Genomic DNA, 21,726 nt, shown 5'->3' on the forward strand with positions numbered 1-21,726 from the left:
CGTCGATGTCGGACAAGATGCAGCTGGTGGTGGCCACGCCGTGCTTCGGCGGGCAGGTCTCGAGCATTTATGCAAGCTCGATCTTCGCGCTCCAGCGCGCCGTGCACGGCATGTCCAATCTCGAGCTCAAGGTGCTCTTGCGCGACGGCGATGCGCTGATCACGCGCGCGCGGGCCAATCTGGCCGCGATGTTTCTCGACGATCCAAAGGCGACCCATTTCCTGTTCATCGACGCCGACATCGGCTTCAAGCCCGAGCAGGTGTTCCGGCTGATCGAATGCGGCGCGGATGTCGTCGCCGGCTGTTATCCGATCAAGCGGGTCAACTGGGACAAGGCCAGGCGGGCGATCGAGTCCGGCCGCGCGGATGTGCCGGCGGCCGCGCTCGATTATGTGCTCGAGATCGAGGATCCCGACCGCATCGTAGTGGTCAACGGTTTTACCCGCGTGCGCTACGCCGGCACCGGCTTCCTGATGATCCGCCGCCACGTGCTGGAGGCGATGTGCCGCCACCCCAACTATGCCGACCTGCAATTCTTCCGCGAGCATTCGCACGACACGCTGGCGGCGAGCCAGAACCGCTTCGCGCTGTTCGAATGCATGATCGATCAGGCGACGGGGACTTATCTTTCCGAGGACTTCGCCTTCTGCAAGCGCTGGACCGACATCGGCGGCGAGATCTGGGCCGACATCGAGAGCTCGCTGGATCACGTCGGGCCGTCGGTGTTCCACGGCGACATCGCCTCGCAATTCGCAGCCGCGCCCGCGGCAGCTGCCGATGCGGCGTGAGCCTTCCGGGATGAGCGCCGGCGCATCCGGTCTGTCGGTCCCCGAGCGCACATTCGACGGCGGCTCGCGCTACCGCCTGCGCGATCTCTTCACGCCATTGGACACGCTGCTCGTCTCCGGCGGAGATCCGCGGCTGGCGCTCGACGCTGGGGATCGCGTCAATGCCTATGGCTGTGCGGCCTCGCCGGAACCCGAGATCTGGAATTTCGCCTCCTCGACGGCATCGACGATCTCGCAACTCGCCTATGACCGCGCCGCGCTGGCGCGCGAAGAGCTGATGCACAGGTGCCTGTTCGATGAGGTCGAGATCGCCTTCGATACGCGCTGCGAGGCCATGCGCGAGGAGTTGCGCGGCCATCTCCAGCTCTCGCCGCGCGTCGACGTCGTGTTCTCGCCGTCCGGGACGGATTCTCAGCTCCACGCCCTGTTCCTGGCGCGTGCGGTGCTCGGCGCCCCGCCCGTGACGATCGTGGTCGGCGCCGACCAGACCGGTAGCGGCACGGCCCATACCGCGCGCGGTCACCATTTCAGCTCCATGACGGCGAGCGGCCTTGCCGTGCGCAAGGACGGCGCGGTTGCCGGACTCGCCGGCGCCAGCGTGACGTTGCCGCTGCTTCGGGCCGGGCCCGGGATCGCGATGCGCGCCGACACCGATGCCGCGGTGCTGGAGGCGATTGAAGCGACGATCGCGCAAGGTGCGCCCGTGCTGCTTCAGATCTTGGATTCCTCGAAGCTCGGCTGGCGCGCGCCGGGCGTGGCCTGTCTCGACGAGATCGCGCGGCGCTGGCCGCGCAAGGTTCAGGTCGTCGTCGACGCCTGTCAGGCGCGGCTCGGCCGCCGCCGGCTGCGCTCCTATCTCGACCGCGGCTATATGGTGCTGATCACCGGCTCGAAATTCTTCGGTGGCCCTGCCTTCAGCGGCGCGCTGCTGGTGCCGAAGGGGCTTTCGCGGTCGCTCGACCGGATTGAGGGGATTGCGCCGGGCTTCTTCGACTATGCCGGCCGCTGCGATTGGCCGATGGCCTGGACGGCGCTGCGCTCACGCTTCGAGCCCCGGCCGAATTTCGGACAATGGCTGCGCTGGGAGGCGGCGCTTGCGGAAATCGGCAGCTACTACGCCGTGCCCGGAGCTTTCCGCGTCAGGGCGCTGGCCGAGCTTGCCGCCGGCATCGACAGCATGATCGCGCTGTCGCCGTCGCTTCAACCCGTTCCAACGGCGACCGAGAAGACTGCCGGAGACGACGAGGAGTTCGCGTACGCCACGATCTTTCCGTTCATGCTGCTGCGCGACGGCAAGCCGGTCTCGATGGCCGAGACCAGCGCCGTCCACCGGGCGCTGCGGCGTGACGTGAACGAGGAGATCAGCGGCAGCGCGGCGGACCGGCAGGTCGCCGTCCAGCGTAGCCTGATCGGCCAGCCGGTCCGGCTGGAGCGGCAGGACGACGCGCCGCAGGCCGTGCTGCGCCTCTGCGTCGGCGCCCGGCTCGTGACCGAGGCCTGGTCGCCGGATATGGCGCAGGCACGACGCAATGTGCAGCACCTGCTCGATCGCATCGCTCATGTCGTGGTGAAGATCGAGCTGCTGCTTGGCCGCGGCGCAGCCGCAACCGCGCCGGAAAAGTCCGCGTTCGAGGTATGAGATGCAGCATCCAGTTTCCGCGCCGATCGGCGTGACCGTGCCAAACTGTGCCGACCGCATCGGCTTTGCGCAGCTGACGCGCCAGGCGTTCGAAGGTGTCGATCTGCAGCCACTGCGCGATCAGCTCGTCACGCGGATCACGGAAGGAGCAGCGCACGCGGGCGAAGGCCTTGACCTATCGCTGATCGTCCAGCTACTCGGCGACAAGGCGGCGGGGCTGGCGATCCAGTCGGAGGTGCTGACCTTCCATCAATTGTTTCGCACGCCCGCTGCGGCTCCGAAGCCCAGCTTGCGCGTGCTCGCCCTTGCGGCCGACATCGACATGGGCGGCAACACGCCGATCGATTTCCTGCTCGAGGGCTCCGACATCGAGCTGTTGACGCTCTACGTGGTCAAGGGCTCCGGTCTCCCGGAGAATTTGCCCGATCACGACGTCGCCATCGTGATCGCATCCGATTCCGAGGAATGCCGGGAACCGCTCGCCCTGATCGAAAAGGCGGCGCCGTGCTGGCCGCGGCCGCTGCTCAATCGCCCCGATCTCATCGGCAACCTCGATCGCGACAAGCTGTATCGGCTGCTGGCGGGCATCCCTGGTCTCGAGATTCCGTCGACCATCCACGCGACGCGCGCGCAATTGACGGATCTCGCGCAGGGCCGGATCGCTTGCGAGGACATCGCCGGCGAACTACGCTTTCCGATGATCGCGCGGCCGCGCGGCACGCATGCCGGTGTCGGGCTGGCGAAGCTCGACGATGCGCCGGCACTCGCGGCCTATCTCGCCGAGCGCGAGGAGCAGGATTTCTTCGTCGCGCGTTTCGTCGATTATGTGAGCCCCGACGGGCTCTACCGCAAATACCGTCTCGCCATGGTCGACGGCAAGCCCTACGCCTGCCACATGGCGATCGCCGATCGCTGGGACATCTGGTATCTCAACGCCTACATGGCGTTCAGCGAGGAGAAGCGGGCTGAAGAGGCCGTCTTCATGCTGGACTTCGACCACGCCTTCGCCGCGCGCCACAAGGCCGCGCTCGACGAGATGAGCCGGCGCGTCGGCCTCGATTATTTCATCGTGGATTGCGCCGAGAACCAGGACCGCGAGCTGCTGGTCTTCGAAGCCGACAACACCGCCGTCGTGCACAACATGGATTCGCCGGTCGTGTTTCCGTACAAGTCACCGCAGATGCGCAAGATCTTTGCCGCGTTCACGGCGATGCTGTCGCGGCACGCAAGAGAAGGCAAGGCGAGCGCAGCATGAACGAGATCATCCGTAACGCGCAAAGCTCCGTCGCGCAGGCTTCGCTCGATCCGCAGGACTGGAGCGAATTTCGCACGCTCGCCCATCGCATGCTGGACGAGGCGATCGACGGCATCGCCAATGTCCGCGCGCGGCCGGTGTGGCAGCCGATTCCCGACGGCATCCGCGCGGCATTGAAGGCCGACGTGCCGCGCGAGGCGAGCGACCTTGCCGATGTCTATCGCGAATTCGCCGAGCATGTCGCGCCCTATGCGACCGGCAACGTCCATCCCGGGTTCATGGGCTGGGTGCATGGCGGCGGCACCGCGGTCGGCATGCTCGCGGAGATGCTCGCGGCTGGCCTCAATGCCAATCTCGGCGGACGCGATCACATGCCGATCGAAGTCGAGCGCCAGATCGTCGCGTGGATGCAGCGCCTGTTTGATTTCCCGGAGCGCGCGAGCGGCATCTTCGTCACGGGCACGTCGATGGCCAATTTGATGGCGGTGCTGGTGGCGCGCACGAGCGCGCTCGGCACGCTGGCGCGGCAGCACGGCATCGGCAATGACGGCGCGCTGCTCACGGCCTACACGTCGCAGGCTGCGCATGGCTGTGTCTCCAGGGCGATGGACATTGCCGGGCTCGGCACCGATGCGCTGCGCAAGATCGATGTCGATGCCGATCATCGCATCGACGTCGCCGCGTTGCGCGCGCAGATCGCGATCGATCGCGAAGTCGGCTTCAAGCCGTTCCTGGTGGTCGCATCTGCCGGCACGGTGGATATCGGCGCGATCGACGACCTCAAGGCGATCGCTGAACTGTGCCGCGAGGAAGGAATCTGGTTTCACGTCGATGGCGCCTTCGGGGCGCTCGCGATCTTCTCGCCCGAACTCGCGCCCATGCTCGGCGGCATCGAGCTCGCCGATTCCATTGCGCTCGACTTCCACAAATGGGGGCAGGTGCCCTACGATGCCGGCTTCCTGCTGGTACGCGACGGCGAGCAGCACCGGCAGGCCTTTGCGCAGCCGGCGGCCTATCTGCGCCGCGAGGCGAGGGGGCTTGCAGCGGGCGCGGTCTGGCCCTGCGATCTCGGCCCAGACCTGTCGCGCGGCTTCCGCGCGCTGAAGACCTGGTTCACGCTGAAGACGTTCGGCACCGACCGGCTGGGCGCGGTGATCGCGCGAAGCTGCGCGCTGGCGAAATATCTGGAGACGCGCGTGCTGGCCGAGCCGCGGCTGCAATTGTTGGCGCCGGTGAATCTCAACATCGTCTGCTTCCGCTACCGCGCCGACGATGCGGTCAATCGCGAGATTGTCGCCGATGTCCAGGAGTCCGGCGTTGCGGCGTCCTCGAGCACGACGCTGGACGGCAGGTTCGCGATCCGCGCTGCCATCGTCAATCATCGTACCGACGAGACGGACATCGACGCGCTTGTCGCTGCGGTGCTGGAGTTCGGCGCGCGGCGGACCGGCGGTGGTCTGATCGAGGTCGAGGCGCCGCCGCTGGCGGCGCAGTGACCAGGAACGCGGCTGAAACGACAACGGCCCCGGTGATGATCCGGGGCCGTTGTCGTTTGGGCAGGCTGATGCGTGCCGATCAGGCGGCCGAGCTGACGTCGCTCTTGGGATGCGTCGCTTGGTACTGGTCCCGCAGCTTCTCTTCATAGGCGATCAGCTTGCGGGCATCCTTCAGCGCCCGGTAGAGATCGCCGCTCATGATGTTGTTGTTGATGCTTTCGATGATCGGCCAGGCGCTCGGCACCGCAGTGACGATGTCGCGCACCAGGTTGAAGTAGGTGCCGTGCTGGCTCTGCGGATCCGGCGAGATGTACATGAGCTGGACCGCGAGATAGACGAGCTTGGCCGGCGTGTCGGCGGTCTCCGGCGTGAGGATGTCGCGCTCGCGCAGGATCGGCACGTTCTCGCCGTCGATCAGGAGGCGGGCGCGCTGGTCGGTGTTGGTGATCACCGAATTGCCGACGATGATGCGTTCGTGCGGTTTGAGCTCAACCTTGAGAGCCATGCCTGTTCTCCATCAACCCTTTTACAACGATCCGTCGCGGCGTTCGTGCGATGAGGGCGATCGTTCGTGATTTGGAGCCGATCCTTGCGCAACATGGTTAACAGGTCGTAAACGACGGCGGCGGGGACGGAAAATGCAACAATTTCAAGGCCGATAGCGGCATGTCCAGCCGTCTGCCGCGGCCTCGAAGGGCGCTTTCAGCGTCGCGGCGGGAAAAGTGCGGGTTTCATTTCACGGATTGTTAGAGGCTTGGACGCACGGTCCGGCGGTCGTCTGATCAATTTTGGTCAGATAGGACGCGTAGCTACCAGAAAGGTAACAGTATGTCCGTCGTTCTCTCCGCATCGGTTCGCCAGAACCTGCTCTCCCTCCAGTCCACCGCCGACCTCCTCGCCACCACCCAGTCCCGTCTTTCGACTGGCCGCAAGGTGAACTCGGCTCTGGATAATCCCACCAACTTCTTCACCGCCCAGGGCCTTGATAACCGCGCCAGCGACATCGGCAATCTGCTCGATGGCATCGGCAACGGCGTTCAGGTTCTCCAGGCAGCCAACACCGGCATCACCTCGCTGCAGAAGCTGGTGGACAGCGCCAAGTCGATTGCCAACCAGGTGCTGCAGAGCCCGACGGGCTACTCCACCAAGTCGACCGTGACCTCGACCGCCATCACCGGCGCAACCGCCAACAACCTGCTCGGCACCGGCTACACCAACAACACGGTCGCCGGCACCGCCGTGCTGAACGACAACACCGGCACTGCGGTCAACATCACGGCCTCCACCCAGCTGGTCGGTACCGCCGGTGCGGGTTCCGACGACCTCGGCACCGCCATCACCAACGGCTCGGTCCTGACGGTCAACGGCAAGACCATCACGTTCTCGACCGCGCAGACCACTTCGACCACGGACACCGCCGGCAACGTCACCATCGGCATCGGCACGGGCAGCACCTTGACGGTGCAGAGCGTGCTGACTGCGATCGACGGCATCACCGGCACCGGCACCGCCTCGACCGTCGCGGCTGGTAAGCTCACGCTGAGCACCGGCACGACCTCGGATCTCACGATCGCGGGTTCGGGCAACGTGCTCGCCGCGCTCGGTCTCACCGCCGGCACCACCGCCCGCGTCCCGCCCGCCATCTCCGGCCAGACGCTGACGATCGCAGCCACCGGCGGCGGCACGCCCACCAGCATCACCTTCGGCACCGGCACCGGCCAGATCTCGACGCTGAACGGGCTCAATTCGGCGCTGGCGGCCAACAACCTGCAGGCCTCGATCGACTCGACCGGCGTGATCTCCATCACGACCACGAACGACGCGGCCTCCTCGACGATCGGTACGCTCGGCGGCTCGGCCTTTACCGCCACCGGACCGTTCCACAGCGCTGCCATCGCGGCTCCGGTTGCCGATCCGACCTCGCAGACCCAGCGTGCAGGCTTGGTTGCGCAGTACAACAACGTGCTCGCGCAGATCAACACGACCGCGCAGGATGCCTCCTTCAACGGCGTCAACCTGCTCAACGGCGACACGCTGAAGCTGACGTTCAACGAAACCGGCAAGTCGACGCTGAGCATCACTGGTGTGACCTTCAACACCGCGGGTCTCAACATCTCGACCCTCGCCTCGGGCACCGACTTCCTGGACAACGCTTCGGCCAACAAGGTCCTGACCTCGCTCAATGCCGCCAGCAGCACGCTGCGTTCGGAAGCATCGACGCTGGGTTCGAACCTGTCGGTCGTGCAGATCCGCCAGGACTTCAACAAGAACCTGATCAACGTCCTGCAGACCGGTTCGTCCAACCTGACGCTGGCCGACACCAACGAGGAAGCGGCCAACAGCCAGGCGCTGTCGACCCGCCAGTCGATCGCAGTCTCGGCGCTGTCGCTGGCCAACCAGTCGCAGCAGAGCGTGTTGCAGCTCCTGCGCTGATACGCGGCGAAAATCGTCAAACAAGGCATTACGGCGGGGCTTTTGCCCCGCCGTTTTTTTTGCGCGTGATGCGGCGTGAGCCGGGTTTCAGGGAACCCTGACCGGTTAATACCTTGTTAACCCTGTGGCTTAAGCGGCCATTAACCTTAATTTAAAGGAGTGCGCCTAGAACTAGACAAAAGCCCATTTGCCAGACCGGCGGGCTCCGATTCGTACGCGTCGCGCTCCAAGAGGAAGATCTGCCAATGTCCAACATCGTTCTCTCGGCATCAGTCCGCCAGAACCTGTTGTCGCTGCAGTCGACAGCCGACCTGCTCGCTACCACGCAGGAACGTCTTGCAACCGGCAAGAAGGTCAACACGGCGCTGGACAATCCGACCAACTTCTTCACCGCACAGGGGCTCGACAATCGCGCCAGCGACATCAGCAATCTCCTGGATGGCATCAGCAACGGCGTGCAGGTGCTGCAGGCCGCGAACACCGGCATCACCTCGCTGCAAAAGCTGGTCGACAGCGCCAAATCGATCGCCAGCCAGGTGCTGCAGAGCCCGACAGGCTATTCGCCCAAATCCAACGTGACGGCGGCCGCGGTCCCCGGTGCGACCGCCAACAACCTGCTGGGCACGGCATACACCAACAACACGGTCACCGGCACCGTCGTCAACAATGACGATACGAGCGGCGCGGCGCCGATCACGGGCGCGACCAAGCTGGTCGGTACCGCCGGTGCGGGTTCCGACGATCTCGGTACGACGATTACCAACGGTTCGGTCCTGACTGTCGACGGCAAGACGATCACCTTCTCGACCGCGCAAACCACCTCGACCACCGACTCCTTCGGCAACGTCACGATCGGCATCGGTGCCGGCAGCACACTCACGGTGCAGTCGGTACTGAGCGCGATCGACGGCATCACGGGTACGGGCACGGCCTCGACCGTTTCCGGCGGCAAGCTCGTGCTCAGCACGGGCACGAGCCAGGATCTGGCGATCTCCGGCTCGGGCAACGTGCTCACGGCGCTCGGCCTCACTGCCGGCACCACCGCCCGCGTTCCGCCCCCGCTCAGCGGCAAGACGTTGACGATCGGCGCGACCGGCGGCGGTACCGCCACCAGCATCACCTTCGGCGCCGGCGTCGGGCAGATTTCCACGCTCAATCAGCTCAACGCGGCGCTGGCGGCGAACAACCTGCAGGCGACGATCGACACGACCGGTCATCTCAACATCGTGACCTCCAACGACTCGGCGTCCTCGACGATCGGCGCAATCGGCGGCACGGCCGCGGCGAGCGGCCAGCCCTTCTATGGCCTGATCGCGCAGGCGCCCACCGTCGACCCGGATTCGCAAGCCACGCGCGCCAATCTGGTCGGGCAGTACAACAACGTGCTCGCGCAAATCAACACCACGGCGCAGGACTCTTCCTACAACGGCGTCAATCTGCTGAACGGCGATACGCTCAAGCTCGTGTTCAACGAAACCGGGCGTTCGACGCTGAACATTCAGGGCGTCACCTTCAACGACGCCGGCCTCAACCTTGCTCCCTTGACCTCGGGCGTTGATTTCCTGGACTCGAAATCGGCGAACGCCATTCTGACTTCGCTCAACTCGGCCAGCACCACGCTGCGTGCCGAGGCGTCGACGCTCGGTTCGAACCTGTCGATCGTGCAGATCCGTCAGGACTTCAGCAAGAACCTGATCAACGTGCTGCAGACCGGCTCGTCGAGCTTGACGCTTGCGGACACCAACGAGGAAGCGGCCAACAGCCAGGCGCTCTCGACGCGTCAGTCGATCGCAGTCTCCGCGCTGTCGCTCGCCAACCAGTCGCAGCAGAGCGTGCTTCAGCTCCTCCGCTAAGCGCGACGCTGATGTACACGATGAATCATTGAACGGCGAAGCCTAGGCTTCGCCGTTGTTTTGAGCGAGATCGCTAACTGTCGATTAGCTCAGATCAGCGCATGATGGATGCAATCGTTTACAGTGCGAGCACTCGGATTTAGCCTTGAGGTGAAGGTGGATGCCGCGACCCGTAATTGTCCGGAGATCGTCCGCACTCTCACGTAAGCAAATCTTAAGCGGTGCTGCCTAGGGTTGGGAAAGAAATCCTTAAGCCTGTACAACGGGCGAGGAAACCTCCAGGGTGATCGATGTCGAGTTCTGCTGCTTCGGCCTACGCGCGTGTAGCCACGACCACTGCGTCTCCTCGCGATATCGAGGCGCAGACGCTCCTGAAGGCCGCCAACAAGCTGCAGGACGCCATCAACAGTGCCGATCCCTTCAATGAGCAGACGACGCAGGCGTTGATGTTCAACCGCAAGCTCTGGACCATCTTCCTGAGCGAGGCGATGCGCGACACCAATCCGCAGCCGCTCGACGTTCGGCAGAGGATCGCCAATATCAGCGTGTTCGTGCTGAGCCAGACTGCTGCGCTGCTGATGAGCCCGCAGCTCGATCACTTCCGCCCGCTGATCGAGATCAATCGCAATATCGCCGCCGGTCTTTCGGGACGGTCGTAACGCGACCGGTTTCGAACGACCTCGATGAAGCCGTCGCGACCCCCGGCGTGAGCGTCAGGCGCTGCGATCGGTGCTGAGTGGACGCGGGGGCTCGGACTTCATGTCCAGTGCGTGGAAATAGGCCCGCCGCCGCAGCATCGCTTCGTCCGGAAACTGATCGACAACCGCATCGGTCCTTTCGTTCACGACCTGGAACACGAAGGACGCGGCGGGCTGGTTGAAAACGACCTGGCGTGAAACGCTGTCGTTGGTGCTCTGCAAATCATTGCGCGCAGCCGCGCTCGTATCGCTCGCGGCGACCGTCTGGCTCACCGGCAAATCAGTTTGCACGGCCTCGTTCGCCGCCGCATTGGACGTCGTTATGATCTGCACGGGGGCCGGTATCCCCACCGGCCTGATGCTGAAATCTGTACTCATGGCAGCCTCCTGGTTGCCTCGTCTGAGTCAAATCCCAACCCCTCTCAATACGCAACCATGGAACACCAGGATTGAAGACCGGGTAAGGAAACGTGACTAACCGCGCGACGATATCGCCGCGCGGTTTTTCGTAAAATTGCAGGGAGTTTTCGCGCGCGCGCTCAGAGCGAGCGGCTGACCGCGAGCGGGGTGATGTGGCGTGGGCCTGGAGCCGCGCGGCGTCCCGCCGCCGTATAGGTGTTGGGCACGTTGCGCTTCTGGATCTCGGCGTTGACGCCGCGCACCACGCTCTCCGAGACCGCGTGTGCGGTCGCGAGCACGGTGAGATTGACCTGGAGCATCGCGCGGAACGCGTCGTGATGCCGATGCAGCGTCGAGAGCAGCTCGGGCGCGGATTTCGCGAGCTGGGCCTGGTTCGTCTTCAACTCGCTGACGGCGCTGACATAGTTGCGCGACAGCTCCTGCTTCTTGCTCTCGAGCGTCATCGCTTCGCGGACCTGGCCGGCGCGGACGAGCTCGGTCTCGCGCTCGACCAGTCCGAGCAGGGCGTTCATCGCATCCATCAGCTGCTCGGCGACCTTGCGAGCCTCGGCGTTGCCGGGTGCGGTGTTCGGGCGCTGCGCTTGCACCGGCTGACGTGAGGCGTTGAAATGGTTCATCTCGGTTGACCTTATGCCGTGCGGATCGTTTTCGCCTGCTGCATGATGAGGGTGCGGTAGACTTCGGTGGCGACACCGACGCCGCCGGCCTTGGCGAAGTTCTTGGAATATTGCTCGGTCAGCATCGAACGCCACACGCCGGTGCCCGGGGTGTCGCCGAACGGACCTTCGCCCTTCAGGCCCGAGGTCATCTGCGAGAACATGCTGTTGAGGAACATCGCCTCGAAATCGGTGGCGGTTTTCTGCGCCTTCGACTGCTGCTGTGGCGAGACCTTCTGCAACGCGGCGGCGAGCTCGAAGTCGGGCCGGCCGTTGCGGCTCTCCACCGAGAAGGCCGAGGAGGTGACGACGTGGGGGGTGTTGATCATGCTGGTCTGCATCACATCACCTCGATGTCGGCTTCGATCGCGCCGGCGGCCTTGATCGCCTGGAGGATGCTGATGAGGTCGCGCGGGCCGATGCCGAGGCCGTTGAGGCCGTCGACGAGCTGCTGAAGCGAGACGCCGTCCTTGACGACGGCGAACTTCTTGCCGTCTTCGGTGACGCTGACGCCGGTGCGCGGCGTGACCACGGTGCGCCCGCGTGACAGCGGGTTGGGCTGGCTGACCTGCGGGCTCTCGGAGATGGTGACGGTGAGGTTGCCTTGCGCCACCGCGACGGTTGCGACGCGAACGTCGCGGCCCATCACGATGATGCCGCTGCGTTCGTCGATGACGATCTTGGCGGCGAGATCAGGATCGACCTGGAGCTGCTCGATCTCGGTGAGGAAGGCGACGACGTTGCCCTTGAACTCCGGCGGGATCGAAAGCTGCACCGTCGAGGGATCGATCGGCTCGGCGGTCTTGACGCCGAGATAGTCGTTGATCGCGGCCGCGATCCGCTTGGCCGTGGTGAAGTCGGCGTTGCGCAGCGCGAGCCGCACGTTCGGCAGCCGATTGAGCGCGAACTCGATCTCGCGCTCAATGATGGCGCCGTTGGCGATGCGGCCGACGGTCGGAACGCCGCGCACGATTTTCGCCGCTTCGCCTTCGGCCTGGAAACCGGAGATCGCGAGCGAGCCCTGTCCGACCGCGTAGACATTGCCGTCGGCACCTAACAGGGGCGTGACCAGCAGGGTGCCGCCGCGCAGATCCTTGGCGTCGCCCAGCGCGGAGACGGTGACGTCCATGCGCGTGCCCTGGGTGGCGAAGGCCGGCAGATTGCCCGTGACCATCACGGCGGCGACGTTGCCGGTGCGGATGGTGGCGCCGCGGATGTTGACGCCCATGCGCTCGAGCATCGCTTGCAGCGACTGCTTGGTGAAGGGGATGTTGTTGAGCGTATCGCCGGTGCCGTTGAGGCCGACGACGAGGCCGTAGCCGATGAGCTGGTTCTGCCGCACGCCCTCGATATTGGCGAGGTCTTTGATGCGCGATGTCGCGCTTGCAGACGTGACCGAGAGCGCCAGCGCTGACAGCGCGGCGCAGGCCACCCCAACAATCCTCACCCAACGAACGCCTGGCATCCTCTGCTCCCCGAGGCTCCTCACATCTCGGACCATCCACGACACTCCCATGACGAGCTGGTCCGACGCTTTCCTTGCGAGTGCTGTGCCAACGCGGGGCAGCGGGGTTACGCGATTGAATAGGTTGAATAAACCTGTTTCCACCGGTGTCAGGGAGCGTTCTCCCTGAGGAGCGAAACTGCCGCCTGTCGGCAGATTTTGCCGGGCCGTTTACGCGCCGTTAACCATAAGACGGTGAAGGTGACGGCATCGATCACCCGGATTCCTGCGATGCGCATCTACGGACCGAACGGCACCACGCTTGGTGCGCCGGCCAGCCAGGCCAGGCGGACGAGCTCCGGAACCTTCGTGCTGCCCGACACCTCGTCGGCGCAGGAGACGCGGGGCGCTGCCGCACCGAAGGCCGCCGCGAACATCGACGGGCTGCTCGCACTGCAGGGCATCGAGGAAGATCCGGTCGAGCGCCGCAAGCGCTCGGTCGCCCGCGGCAGGACCGCGCTCGACGTGCTCGACGATCTCAAGATGGGACTACTGTCCGGCAATCTCGACGCCTCGACCGTGATGCGGCTGCGCGATGCCGCGGCGAACCTGAAATCATCCTCGGGCGATCCTGGTTTGGATTCCCTGCTGTCCGAGATCGAGCTGCGCGTCGAGGTCGAGCTGGCCAAGGCCGGGCAGGCTTAGGCCGCTTCGTCCTTCTGCAGCGTGTCGTAGCGGCGCTGGGCGGCGAGCACGTCCTTCAGATTCTGCTCGGCCCAATCGCGCAGGGGATCGACGGCGGCCGCGAGCGTCACCCCGAGCTGCGTGATCGAATACTCCACCGTCACCGGTACAGTTGCGATGGCGTGACGCTTGATCAGGCCGTCGCGCTCGAGCGACTTGAGAACCTGGCTCAACATCTTCTGCGAAATGCCTTCAATCGTTCGGCGCAACTGATTGAAGCGCATCGGCTCCTCGCGCAGCAGCAGCAGGATCAGCACCGCCCATTTGTCGCCGACGCGGTCGAGGATCTGGCGCGTGGGGCAGTTCGCTGCATAGACGTCTGGCTTCATCGTCAACTCCTCACGATCCGTTTGGCCCCTTGCCGGCTCGCGCGCCGGTGACGGGTCCCGGTTACTCTTGCGTAATCAGGTAAGCACAAAGTGCTCTCTTAACACCAGCATCCTTTGCGATATCTAGTAACTGATAGTTACCAAAAGAAGCAAAGGAGCCTTCCATGAAAATCGCAGTCGCCGGTGCCTCGGGCCGGGCCGGGTCGGAGATCACCAAGGAACTGTCGCGCCGCGGCCATGCCGTCACCGCCATCGCCCGGAACCCCGAGAAGATCGCGGCCTTGCCGAACGTCACGTCCACCAAGGGCGACGTGCTCGACCAGGCTGGCCTTGCCAAGCTGTGGGCGGGGCATGACGTCGCCGTGAGTTCCGTGCACTTCCTGGCCAGCGACCCGCTCAAGCTGATCGGCGCGGCGAAGGCGTCCGGCGTTGGTCGCTACCTTGTTGTCGGCGGTGCCGGTAGCCTGGAAGTCGCTCCCGGCGTCAAACTGGTTACAACCCCCGGTTTTCCCGCCCAATACAAGGCCGAAGCGGAGGCGGGCGGGGCTTTCCTTGAGCTGCTGCGACAGGAAAAGGACCTGAACTGGACCTTCATCTCGCCGTCGGCCCTCTTCATCGAGGGCGAGCGAACCGGCAAGTTCCGGCTCGGGACCGATCAGCTTCTCGCAGATGCGAACGGGAAAAGCTGGATCAGCTTCGCCGACTACGCCATTGCGCTCGTCGACGAGATCGAGCGGCCGGCCCATCCGAGGCAGCGTTTCACGGTCGGTTACTAAACCTTCGGCCGCCCCCGGGTTCTCCAGGATAAACCTTCCTGTGCAAGGGCTTGGGGGCGCTAACCGAACGATCAGGGAAATATTGTCTGTCACAGGAGGCCGCTATATAAGCCCGGCTTAACGGACCCCGTTCCGTTGCGAGTCGTTGCTTAGACAGATAGGCCGCCCTTGGAAAAGTTGAAAAACTACCGACCGACCGAAAAAGAGCCTTTCATGAACGACCGGCAGAAGGAGTACTTCCGTTTGAAGCTCCTCGCCTGGAAGGATGAGATCCTCAAAGAGTCCAAGCTCACCCTGCAGGCTCTGCAGGAGGAGAACGTGAACCACCCCGATCTCGCCGATCGGGCATCGTCCGAAACTGACCGCGCCATCGAACTCCGCGCCCGCGACCGCCAGCGCAAGTTGATCGCCAAGATCGACGCCGCGCTCCAGCGTATCGAGGACAACACCTACGGCTATTGCGAGGACACCGGCGAGCCGATCTCTTTGAAGCGGCTCGAAGCCCGGCCCATCGCAACGCTCTCGGTGGAAGCGCAGGAGCGCCACGAGAAACGCGAGAAGGTCTACCGCGACGAATAGAGTCCGAGCCGCAGCGATGCGGCTCTTTGTTTTTGGGCTCACGGTGCCGCTTGAGCGCCGCTGGTTTGGCGCGTAGATTCGCGCCGCTATGATGATTTGCACTTTCAATATCGCTTCGGTTTTCTTCCTGGGCTGAGCGCAGGCGCCTCCGTCGCGGAGGCATCGCGTCCCGCGAGTTCCACCCGCGGATTCCCAACCGATTGAGCCGGCCGGTTCCGCAACGAGCGGACGACGAGGGCTGGCGAGCAATTGAGAGACATCATGACTGCCAATCCCCGCGCGCTCGACGACGCGCAAATAGATCAATTCATTCGCGAAGGTTTTATCCGGATCGACAATGCCTTTCCCCGCGACCTGGCGGAGGCGGCGCGTGCCATCATGTGGCGCGACCTACCATGCAGCGAGGACGACCCGTCGACCTGGACGCGGCCGGTGATCCGGCTGCCGGGCTATGGCGATCCTCCGTTCCGCGACGCAATTAATACGGCCGTCCTCCATGGCGCATTCGACCAGATCGTCGAACCTGCACGGTGGCGCCCGCGCCGCGACATCGGCACCTTTCCGGTGCGCTTTCCACATCCAGACGATCCAGGCGACGCCGGCTGGCATGTCGATCTCAGCTTTCCCGGTGCGGATTGCGACCCGAACGAGACGCGCGCTTTCTCGGCCTGGCGCGTCAACATTACTTCGCGCGGACGGTCGCTGTTGCTTCTGTTCCTGTTCTCCGACGTCGGCGAGGACGATGCACCGACGCGCATCCGGGTCGGCTCGCATGTTCCGATGGCGCGCTATCTGGCGCCGGCAGGCGAGGCGGGCATGGCACGCATGGTGCTGGACGAGATGGGAGCCGATTGTCCCATTGCGCTCGCGACCGGTGCCGCCGGCACTGTCTATCTCTGCCATCCCTTCCTGGTTCATGCCGCGCAGAGGCACCAGGGGACGCGGCCGCGTTTCATGGGCCAGCCGTCGCTTCCTCTCGCAGAGCCTTACAGGCTGGAGCGGCCCGATGGCGTCTACTCTCCGGTCGAGACCGCAATCCGGATGGCGCTCGGCTACGCCTGAGGCGCGCAGCTTCGGTTTGGTCATGTCGTGGTGCCGGTTCAGGCACCACGACATGGCGCTCATCGTCGCGATCGCGAAAAATGAATCGCGATCAATGGGCTAGAGTCACTTCCTCCGAGCTCACGTAAGTTCGGATGAGAAACAGCATTCACTTCAGGTGCGGGAGGTTTTGCGAGTCGCGTCAACGAGATCGACTCGAATGCTGAGGCAACGATCCGGCAGCTTCACACATCGCTGCAATCAGACTTGGCTGCAATCAGGCTTGGCTGCAATCAGGCTTGCTGCGACGCCACAAGGCGCGCATCGCCATAAAGCCTTGACCAGCTCAATATTTCCTTAAACGCCGGCAACAGGCCGTAGGCCGCATCCGTCAACTCGTACTCGACCCTCAAGGGTTTCTCCGCGAAGACGGTTCGCGACACCAGGCCGTCCTGCTCGAGTTCGCGCAGCTGCGTGGTCAGCATGTGCTGGGTGATGCCGCCGATCGATCGCCGCAACGCGCCGAAACGGACGGCGCCGTTCATCAGCGCGAACAGGATCTCCAGCTTCCACTTGCCGCCAAGCGCATGGATGGCCCGCTTGAAGTCGGCGAGCAGGGCAGGGTCGGGGCTGCAATCGCAGTCGCCGTCGCAAACGCTGGTCAGGTTTTCCATACCGGTCTCGAAATCCATTCTACTTGTTCCCCGGGAGATAGTGACCAGATGCGGCCTTGAGCAGGGTGGCGGAACCAATTCGCCCAGCCTGCGCAATGAGGGGAATTCGGCAATGAGCATTGTTCTGGTCACCGGCGGGTCCGGCTTCGTCGGCATCCATGTCGTCTTGCAGCTTCTGGCCGCCGGCCATCAGGTGCGGACCACGGTGCGCCGCCCGGACCGGCAGGCCGACGTGCTCGCCATGTTGCGCGAGGGCGGAGCCGCGTCGCCGGAAAGCCTGTCCTTTTTCACCGCCGATCTCACCGCGGACGACGGCTGGCACGACGCCGTCGCCGGCTGTGATTACGTGCTCCATGTCGCCTCGCCATTGTCGACCAGTGTTCCCAAGGACGAGAACGAGATGATCATCCCGGCCCGGGACGGCACGCTGCGGGTGCTGCGTGCCGCACGCGAGGCCGGCGTAAGGCGGGTCGTCGTCACCTCGTCGCTGGGCGCGATCGGCTATGGCCATCCGGCGCGCGACAGTCCGTTCGACGAGACCGACTGGACCAATCTCGACGGCGCCGACGTGCAGCCCTACATCAAATCCAAGACGCTGGCCGAGCGGGCGGCCTGGGATTTCGTCGCGCGCGAGGGCGGTGGGCTCGAATTGTCCGTCGTCAATCCCGCCGGCATTTTTGGCCCCGTGCTGGGGCCGGACTTCTCCGGCTCGATCGAGATCGTCAAATCGCTGCTCGACGGCGCCATGCCGGCGGTGCCGCGGGTCTATTTCGGCGTGGTCGACGTGCGCGACGTGGCCGATTTGCACCTGCGCGCCATGACGGCGCCCGAAGCGAAAGGCGAGCGCTTCATCGCGGTCTCCGGTGAGACGATGTCGATCCTCGATATCGCCAGGGTGCTGCGGCGGGAACTCGGGCCCAGGGCGCGCCGGGTTCCGCGGCTCCAGGCCCCGGACTGGCTGGTGCGGCTGGCCGCGAACCGGATTCCGCTGCTGCGCGCGGTCGTGCCGATGCTTGGGAGGGTTCGGCATGCCACCAGCGCCAAGGCGAGGTCGCTGCTCGGCTGGCAGGCCCGTTCCAACACTGAGGCGATCCTCGCGACGGCCGAGAGCCTGATCCGGCTCGGTCTCGTCAAGGGCTGAGGGCGCCCCGTGGGCCGCCCTTGGCCCGCGCTTGTCACGCCGCGGCGGGGATGCTGAAGTGCCGACCTCAATTGCGTAGCGTGGGAGCAGGCGCCAATGGACAAGATTCTCAAAGCCGCAAAGGCGATTGCGCTCGCGCGCCGTAACCGCGCGCCGCTCGCGGCCCTGGACCATCCGCCGGCCGACGAAGCCGAGGGCTATCAGGTCCAGCGCGCGCTGCATGATCTGCTGCTGCCGCATGTCGGGCCGCTCGTCGGCTACAAGATCGGCTGCACCAGTCAGGTGATGCAGGACTATATCGGCATCCCGCATCCCTGCGGCGGCAGCGTGTTCCAGAAGGGCGTGCACGAGAGCGGGGCCAAGCTCGCGGCTGCCGACTATGTCCGTGTCGGCGTCGAGTGCGAGATCGCGGTGCGATTGAAGCGCGACCTCGCCGCCGGCGAGGCGCCGTTCACGGCCGAATGGGTCGGCGAGGCCGTTGAGTTCTATCATCCCGCGATCGAGATCGTCGACGACCGCTATGTGAAGTGGGAATCGATGGGCGCGCCGACGTTGATCGCCGACGATTTCTTCGCCGCCGGCTGCGTGCTGGGTGAGGCGGTGCCGCGCTCGTCGGTGCCGGATCTGAAGGTGGTCAAGGGCCGCGCCATCGTCAATGGCGAAGAGGTCAGCCACGGCACCGGCGCCGACGTGCTCGGCCATCCCCACAATGCACTCGCCTGGCTCGCCAACCACCTCGCCGCCGAAGGCAAGGGTCTGTACGCGGGGCAACTCGTGCTGACGGGGAGCCTGGTGAAGACGCTGTGGCTGAAGGCCGGCGACAAGGTGCGGATGGAGCTGGACGGGCTGGGCGTGGTGGAGGCGGAGTTTACGTGAGGCTCCTACGGCAATCCCCGCCGTCAGTCGTCCCAATCGCCTTTACAAAATACATGCGGCCTCCGGCAGGGGAGCTACCGGAGGCCGCGTAGTACATCGTCGTTCGCGCCTAGGTTCGCGAACACGATGTGGGAGCTCGGGAGAGGCTTAGAAGGGCAGCAGCACGTCCATGACCTGCTGACCGTAGCGCGGCTGCTGCACGTCCGTGATCTGGCCGCGGCCGCCATAGGCGATGCGGGCCTGTGCGATCTTGCTGGAATCGATGGTGTTGTCGCTCTGGATGTCTTCGGGGCGGACGATGCCGGCGACGATGAGTTCGCGGATCTCGTAGTTGACGCGGATCTCCTGCTTGCCTTCGACCACGAGGTTGCCGTTCGGCAGCACCTGGGTCACGACCGCGGCGACGTTGGTCTGCAAGGCCTCCGTGCGATTGACCGAGCCCTTGCCGTCGGCGGAGGATGTCGAGTCGGTGGTGAGAAGGCGGCCGGGCAGGATCTTGAGCGGCTGCGTGATCGTCTGGCTGCCGATAAAATCGGTAATCCCCGAATCCTCCTTGGCGGTGCGGCTGCGTTGGGTCTCGTTGGCGATGTTGGCCTTGTCGGTGATGTTCACGGTCACGGTGAGGAGGTCGCCGACATGGGTCGCGCGCTGATCCTTGAAGAAGGCCCGGCTGCCGTTGCGCCACAATGAGTTCGGATTGTAGGAGGCGACTTCCGGCTTCGGCATCGGCATCTGCACCGGCTTGTAGCCGGGCTGCGTCGTCGGATTGTCGATCGCCGACAATTTCGGTTGCTCGCCGATCTGCGACAGGCGGTCGATCGAGGAGCAGCCGCTCGCCATCGCGCAAACTGCCAGCAGCAGACCGGAGATCGCGACGCGACGAAGACGGGAAGCCGAACTGAACCTGGACATGACTTACTCTGACTTGGCTGGAGCTTGCGGGACGCGAACTTGCGGGATCTGGGCCTGAGCGATCTGAGCTTGAGCGGCTTGGGCCGGAGACGCGGGGGCCTGGACCAGGCTCTGGGCGAGCGCTGCAGCAGCGGCCGCGGGGGTGGGCGCTTCGTCGCGCTTGAGCGAGGAGGTCTGCTCGACCGCAGGCGCCATCGGCGCGGACTGGCTCGCGCCCTGGATCGTCACCTGGCCGCGACCGGTGACAATGCCTGCCAGCGTGCGCTTGGTCTGGAGATTGAGCACGCTGACGGTGTCGCCCTCGGCGCCGCTTTCGAGCGCCTTGCCGCGCGTGGTGAGGTAGATCCCGGGGACCTGGTAGATGACGGTGACGCTCTGGTCGCGCGACACGAAGTCGGGCTTGACGATGTCGGCGACGCGGATCGGCATGCCCGCCCGCATCGGCCGGCGCAGCTGCATGCCGAGCGTGCGATCGCGCGAGGCGGGCTCGCCGGTGACCTCGGCCTTGGGCCGGCGCTCCAGCGCGATGTCGGAGGACTTGAGGAGATCGGCGCGGTCGATGTCGCGCGTCAGCACGGCCACTTCCACCGTCTCGATAGCGGTGCCGGTGAAGCGCAGCTTGGTCGGCGTCGAATTGTTGTCGTTGTTGATCTCGAAGGCGATGTCGAAACGGCCGTTGCGGGCGTCATAGCGGGTTGCGACCGGCTGGAGCGCACCGGTGTTGGAGGCGTCGAGCCGCATGTCGGCGACGCCGCGGTCGAACGTGACGGCGATGTTGGCGGCTTCCCCAAGGCCGAAGCGGCGCTCGAGCGCCGAGGCCACCGCGGTTTCGAGGTCCTTGTTGGCGAGCGTGCGGGCGAGGCGGGTGACCTGGACTTCCTTGATGTCGCCGGTCATTACGCCGATCACCTGTTTTGCGCGCAATACCGACAAGACATGCGCGACCGGCAGCGCGCCGGTGGTGCCGAGATCGGGCGAGCGGTAGACCGGGATCAGCGCGGTTGAGCCGGCATTGTCGATGAGATCGCCGACCCGCACCACGTCCGAGGTCACGGTGACGCTCGCGCGCAGCGTCGGCGCTGCGATGAAATCGTCGGCGGCCTGCGCCGGCAGCGCCAGCAGCAGGAAAGCGGAGATCGCGGCGAGGGTGGTGCGGATCATCGTCATCACCTCAGCGGAACAACGCCGTGGTCGATTGCATCATCTGGTCGGCCGCGCTGATGACCTTGGCGTTCATCTCGTAGGCGCGCTGCGCGGCGATCAGGTCGCTCATCTCCGAGACGACGTCGACATTGGCCTGCTCCAGGCTGCCCTGCGTGACCTTGCCGTAGCCTTCGGAGTTCGCGGTGCCGTCCTGCGGCGGGCCGGAAGAGGGCGTCTCGACGAACTGATTGTTGCCGACAGGCTGGAGGCCCGCCTTGTTGATGAAGCGGGTCACGCCGATCTGGCCCTGAACGGCCGACGTCGACGAACCCGGCAGCGTCACCGAGACCTGGCCCTGCTCGTTGACGGCGAGGCCGGAGGCGTTGTTCGGGATGGTGATGGTCGGCTGCACCGGGTTGCCCTGCGCGGTGACGACGCGGCCCTGGTTGTCCATCTGGAAGGTGCCGTCGCGGGTGTACTGGAAGGTGCCGTCGGGCATCAGGATCTTGAAGAAGCCCTCGCCCGAGATCGCGAGGTCGAGGTCGTTGCCGGTCTGCGACAGCGTGCCCTGCGTCATGCTGCGCGGGGTGCCGACGGTCTTGACGCCGCCGCCGATGTCGACGCCGACCGGCACGATGGTGCCCTGGTCCGAGGCTTGCGCGCCGACGCGGCGGACGTGCTCGTAGATCAGGTCCTGGAACGCCGCCGTCTGCTTCTTGAAACCGGTGGTGCGCAGGTTGGCGATGTTGTTGGAGATGACCTGGACGTTGAGTTCCTGGGCCGCCATTCCGGTCGCAGCGGTGTGGAGCGCTTGCATGTCAGTGATCCC

Annotated in this window: 23 protein-coding genes; 13 read left to right on the forward strand and 10 right to left on the reverse strand. The window is 65.0% G+C overall.

Translation table 11 applies throughout. The annotated features are described in order from the left end of the window. The first annotated feature begins 5 nt into the window (after nucleotides 1–5). Genes CT676_RS10350 through CT676_RS10365 form a run of 4 tightly spaced genes read left to right on the forward strand, consistent with a single transcriptional unit; the run spans nucleotide 6 to nucleotide 5,178 of the window. Nucleotides 6–788 carry a hypothetical protein gene (locus CT676_RS10350; protein WP_135214576.1) on the forward strand — a complete coding sequence of 261 codons (783 nt, stop codon included), beginning with the start codon at nucleotides 6–8 and terminating at the stop codon, nucleotides 786–788. After that, complete coding sequence (locus CT676_RS10355) at nucleotides 778–2,427, forward strand: hypothetical protein (protein ID WP_167768013.1); 1,650 nt, start codon at nucleotides 778–780, stop codon at nucleotides 2,425–2,427. The genes CT676_RS10350 and CT676_RS10355 overlap by 11 nt, the downstream gene beginning before the upstream one ends. A 1-nt stretch (nucleotide 2,428) precedes the next feature. Beyond that, the gene (locus CT676_RS10360) at nucleotides 2,429–3,682 is read left to right on the forward strand and encodes a hypothetical protein (protein WP_135214578.1); all 1,254 of its coding nucleotides are present in this window, start codon (nucleotides 2,429–2,431) and stop codon (nucleotides 3,680–3,682) included. Beyond that, nucleotides 3,679–5,178: an aspartate aminotransferase family protein gene (locus tag CT676_RS10365; protein WP_135214579.1), complete on the forward strand. Its 1,500-nt coding sequence runs from the start codon at nucleotides 3,679–3,681 to the stop codon at nucleotides 5,176–5,178. Before CT676_RS10360 ends, CT676_RS10365 begins: the two co-directional genes overlap by 4 nt. Before the next feature lie 79 nt (nucleotides 5,179–5,257). On the opposite strand, the gene flbT is transcribed toward CT676_RS10365, so the two are convergent. Further along, nucleotides 5,258–5,683 (reverse strand): flagellar biosynthesis repressor FlbT, encoded by a 426-nt coding sequence (flbT, locus tag CT676_RS10370; protein WP_028148524.1) that lies wholly within the window; start codon nucleotides 5,681–5,683, stop codon nucleotides 5,258–5,260. 323 nt (nucleotides 5,684–6,006) lie between these two features. Here flbT and CT676_RS10375 point away from each other — a divergent pair, with 323 nt between their 5' ends. The 3 genes from CT676_RS10375 (at nucleotide 6,007) to flaF (ending at nucleotide 10,123) form a co-directional block, all read left to right on the forward strand. Further along, the gene (locus tag CT676_RS10375; RefSeq protein ID WP_135214580.1) at nucleotides 6,007–7,611 is read left to right on the forward strand and encodes a flagellin; all 1,605 of its coding nucleotides are present in this window, start codon (nucleotides 6,007–6,009) and stop codon (nucleotides 7,609–7,611) included. A 245-nt stretch (nucleotides 7,612–7,856) separates the two neighbouring features. Next, entirely contained in the window at nucleotides 7,857–9,464 is a 1,608-nt protein-coding gene (locus tag CT676_RS10380; RefSeq protein ID WP_135214581.1) for a flagellin, read from the forward strand. 290 nt (nucleotides 9,465–9,754) lie between these two features. Continuing rightward, entirely contained in the window at nucleotides 9,755–10,123 is a 369-nt protein-coding gene (gene flaF / locus CT676_RS10385; protein ID WP_014493991.1) for a flagellar biosynthesis regulator FlaF, read from the forward strand. 54 nt (nucleotides 10,124–10,177) lie between these two features. Here flaF and CT676_RS10390 read toward each other — a convergent pair whose 3' ends face one another. The 4 genes from CT676_RS10390 to CT676_RS10405 all read right to left on the reverse strand — a co-directional run bounded on the left by CT676_RS10390 (nucleotide 10,178) and on the right by CT676_RS10405 (nucleotide 12,703). Beyond that, complete coding sequence (locus tag CT676_RS10390) at nucleotides 10,178–10,540, reverse strand: hypothetical protein (protein ID WP_028148520.1); 363 nt, start codon at nucleotides 10,538–10,540, stop codon at nucleotides 10,178–10,180. A 161-nt stretch (nucleotides 10,541–10,701) separates the two neighbouring features. Further along, the gene (locus tag CT676_RS10395; RefSeq protein ID WP_028158316.1) at nucleotides 10,702–11,199 is read right to left on the reverse strand and encodes a hypothetical protein; all 498 of its coding nucleotides are present in this window, start codon (nucleotides 11,197–11,199) and stop codon (nucleotides 10,702–10,704) included. Between the two features lie 11 nt (nucleotides 11,200–11,210). Further along, entirely contained in the window at nucleotides 11,211–11,579 is a 369-nt protein-coding gene (gene flgJ / locus CT676_RS10400) for a flagellar assembly peptidoglycan hydrolase FlgJ (protein WP_028148518.1), read from the reverse strand. Further along, on the reverse strand, nucleotides 11,579–12,703 hold the full coding sequence (locus CT676_RS10405) for a flagellar basal body P-ring protein FlgI (protein ID WP_135214582.1): 1,125 nt from the start codon (nucleotides 12,701–12,703) through the stop codon (nucleotides 11,579–11,581). The genes flgJ and CT676_RS10405 overlap by 1 nt, the downstream gene beginning before the upstream one ends. A gap of 270 nt (nucleotides 12,704–12,973) precedes the next feature. On the opposite strand from CT676_RS10405, the gene CT676_RS10410 reads away from it, so the two are divergent. Further along, nucleotides 12,974–13,387 carry a flagellar assembly protein FliX gene (locus CT676_RS10410; protein ID WP_135214583.1) on the forward strand — a complete coding sequence of 138 codons (414 nt, stop codon included), beginning with the start codon at nucleotides 12,974–12,976 and terminating at the stop codon, nucleotides 13,385–13,387. Here CT676_RS10410 and CT676_RS10415 read toward each other — a convergent pair. Next, entirely contained in the window at nucleotides 13,384–13,755 is a 372-nt protein-coding gene (locus CT676_RS10415) for a helix-turn-helix domain-containing protein (RefSeq protein ID WP_135214584.1), read from the reverse strand. The genes CT676_RS10410 and CT676_RS10415 overlap by 4 nt on opposite strands. A gap of 164 nt (nucleotides 13,756–13,919) precedes the next feature. On the opposite strand from CT676_RS10415, the gene CT676_RS10420 reads away from it, so the two are divergent. The 3 genes from CT676_RS10420 to CT676_RS10430 all read left to right on the forward strand — a co-directional run bounded on the left by CT676_RS10420 (nucleotide 13,920) and on the right by CT676_RS10430 (nucleotide 16,172). After that, nucleotides 13,920–14,531: an NAD(P)-dependent oxidoreductase gene (locus CT676_RS10420; RefSeq protein WP_135214585.1), complete on the forward strand. Its 612-nt coding sequence runs from the start codon at nucleotides 13,920–13,922 to the stop codon at nucleotides 14,529–14,531. A gap of 213 nt (nucleotides 14,532–14,744) precedes the next feature. Beyond that, a complete protein-coding gene (gene dksA, locus CT676_RS10425; RefSeq protein WP_008554760.1) occupies nucleotides 14,745–15,110 on the forward strand; it encodes an RNA polymerase-binding protein DksA in 366 nt (121 codons plus the stop codon). 261 nt (nucleotides 15,111–15,371) lie between these two features. Continuing rightward, nucleotides 15,372–16,172 carry a phytanoyl-CoA dioxygenase gene (locus CT676_RS10430; protein WP_135214586.1) on the forward strand — a complete coding sequence of 267 codons (801 nt, stop codon included), beginning with the start codon at nucleotides 15,372–15,374 and terminating at the stop codon, nucleotides 16,170–16,172. A gap of 272 nt (nucleotides 16,173–16,444) precedes the next feature. Here the strand turns inward: CT676_RS10430 and CT676_RS10435 are convergent, their stop codons facing one another. Continuing rightward, complete coding sequence (locus CT676_RS10435; protein WP_175627373.1) at nucleotides 16,445–16,843, reverse strand: helix-turn-helix domain-containing protein; 399 nt, start codon at nucleotides 16,841–16,843, stop codon at nucleotides 16,445–16,447. 94 nt (nucleotides 16,844–16,937) lie between these two features. Between CT676_RS10435 and CT676_RS10440 the strand changes: the two genes are divergently transcribed. Then, nucleotides 16,938–17,966: an aldehyde reductase gene (locus CT676_RS10440; protein WP_038943400.1), complete on the forward strand. Its 1,029-nt coding sequence runs from the start codon at nucleotides 16,938–16,940 to the stop codon at nucleotides 17,964–17,966. A 96-nt stretch (nucleotides 17,967–18,062) separates the two neighbouring features. Then, complete coding sequence (locus tag CT676_RS10445) at nucleotides 18,063–18,842, forward strand: fumarylacetoacetate hydrolase family protein (protein ID WP_135214587.1); 780 nt, start codon at nucleotides 18,063–18,065, stop codon at nucleotides 18,840–18,842. 147 nt (nucleotides 18,843–18,989) lie between these two features. Here the strand turns inward: CT676_RS10445 and flgH are convergent, their stop codons facing one another. The 3 genes from flgH to flgG are packed head-to-tail and all read right to left on the reverse strand — an operon-like array spanning nucleotide 18,990 to nucleotide 21,714. After that, nucleotides 18,990–19,754 (reverse strand): flagellar basal body L-ring protein FlgH, encoded by a 765-nt coding sequence (gene flgH, locus CT676_RS10450; protein WP_028148510.1) that lies wholly within the window; start codon nucleotides 19,752–19,754, stop codon nucleotides 18,990–18,992. A 3-nt stretch (nucleotides 19,755–19,757) separates the two neighbouring features. Next, nucleotides 19,758–20,915 (reverse strand): flagellar basal body P-ring formation chaperone FlgA, encoded by a 1,158-nt coding sequence (gene flgA, locus CT676_RS10455; RefSeq protein WP_167768014.1) that lies wholly within the window; start codon nucleotides 20,913–20,915, stop codon nucleotides 19,758–19,760. A gap of 10 nt (nucleotides 20,916–20,925) precedes the next feature. Continuing rightward, on the reverse strand, nucleotides 20,926–21,714 hold the full coding sequence (flgG, locus tag CT676_RS10460) for a flagellar basal-body rod protein FlgG (RefSeq protein WP_014494004.1): 789 nt from the start codon (nucleotides 21,712–21,714) through the stop codon (nucleotides 20,926–20,928). Between the last annotated feature and the right edge of the window lie 12 nt (nucleotides 21,715–21,726).

This window comes from Bradyrhizobium sp. MOS001 (assembly GCF_004634465.1).
Classification (GTDB): Bacteria; Pseudomonadota; Alphaproteobacteria; order Rhizobiales; family Xanthobacteraceae; genus Bradyrhizobium; species Bradyrhizobium barranii.

Excerpts from the sequence above, each read along its gene's own strand:
- CT676_RS10350 (WP_135214576.1), top strand. The coding sequence starts at position 6 with ATGTCGGACAAGATGCAGCTGGTGGTGGCCACGCCGTGCTTCGGCGGG.
- CT676_RS10355 (WP_167768013.1), top strand. The coding sequence starts at position 778 with ATGCGGCGTGAGCCTTCCGGGATGAGCGCCGGCGCATCCGGTCTGTCG.
- CT676_RS10360 (WP_135214578.1), top strand. The coding sequence starts at position 2,429 with ATGCAGCATCCAGTTTCCGCGCCGATCGGCGTGACCGTGCCAAACTGT.
- CT676_RS10365 (WP_135214579.1), top strand. The coding sequence starts at position 3,679 with ATGAACGAGATCATCCGTAACGCGCAAAGCTCCGTCGCGCAGGCTTCG.
- flbT (WP_028148524.1), bottom strand. The coding sequence starts at position 5,683 with ATGGCTCTCAAGGTTGAGCTCAAACCGCACGAACGCATCATCGTCGGC.
- CT676_RS10375 (WP_135214580.1), top strand. The coding sequence starts at position 6,007 with ATGTCCGTCGTTCTCTCCGCATCGGTTCGCCAGAACCTGCTCTCCCTC.
- CT676_RS10380 (WP_135214581.1), top strand. The coding sequence starts at position 7,857 with ATGTCCAACATCGTTCTCTCGGCATCAGTCCGCCAGAACCTGTTGTCG.
- flaF (WP_014493991.1), top strand. The coding sequence starts at position 9,755 with ATGTCGAGTTCTGCTGCTTCGGCCTACGCGCGTGTAGCCACGACCACT.
- CT676_RS10390 (WP_028148520.1), bottom strand. The coding sequence starts at position 10,540 with ATGAGTACAGATTTCAGCATCAGGCCGGTGGGGATACCGGCCCCCGTG.
- CT676_RS10395 (WP_028158316.1), bottom strand. The coding sequence starts at position 11,199 with ATGAACCATTTCAACGCCTCACGTCAGCCGGTGCAAGCGCAGCGCCCG.
- flgJ (WP_028148518.1), bottom strand. The coding sequence starts at position 11,579 with ATGCAGACCAGCATGATCAACACCCCCCACGTCGTCACCTCCTCGGCC.
- CT676_RS10405 (WP_135214582.1), bottom strand. The coding sequence starts at position 12,703 with ATGCCAGGCGTTCGTTGGGTGAGGATTGTTGGGGTGGCCTGCGCCGCG.
- CT676_RS10410 (WP_135214583.1), top strand. The coding sequence starts at position 12,974 with ATGCGCATCTACGGACCGAACGGCACCACGCTTGGTGCGCCGGCCAGC.
- CT676_RS10415 (WP_135214584.1), bottom strand. The coding sequence starts at position 13,755 with ATGAAGCCAGACGTCTATGCAGCGAACTGCCCCACGCGCCAGATCCTC.
- CT676_RS10420 (WP_135214585.1), top strand. The coding sequence starts at position 13,920 with ATGAAAATCGCAGTCGCCGGTGCCTCGGGCCGGGCCGGGTCGGAGATC.
- dksA (WP_008554760.1), top strand. The coding sequence starts at position 14,745 with ATGAACGACCGGCAGAAGGAGTACTTCCGTTTGAAGCTCCTCGCCTGG.
- CT676_RS10430 (WP_135214586.1), top strand. The coding sequence starts at position 15,372 with ATGACTGCCAATCCCCGCGCGCTCGACGACGCGCAAATAGATCAATTC.
- CT676_RS10435 (WP_175627373.1), bottom strand. The coding sequence starts at position 16,843 with ATGGATTTCGAGACCGGTATGGAAAACCTGACCAGCGTTTGCGACGGC.
- CT676_RS10440 (WP_038943400.1), top strand. The coding sequence starts at position 16,938 with ATGAGCATTGTTCTGGTCACCGGCGGGTCCGGCTTCGTCGGCATCCAT.
- CT676_RS10445 (WP_135214587.1), top strand. The coding sequence starts at position 18,063 with ATGGACAAGATTCTCAAAGCCGCAAAGGCGATTGCGCTCGCGCGCCGT.
- flgH (WP_028148510.1), bottom strand. The coding sequence starts at position 19,754 with ATGTCCAGGTTCAGTTCGGCTTCCCGTCTTCGTCGCGTCGCGATCTCC.
- flgA (WP_167768014.1), bottom strand. The coding sequence starts at position 20,915 with ATGATCCGCACCACCCTCGCCGCGATCTCCGCTTTCCTGCTGCTGGCG.
- flgG (WP_014494004.1), bottom strand. The coding sequence starts at position 21,714 with ATGCAAGCGCTCCACACCGCTGCGACCGGAATGGCGGCCCAGGAACTC.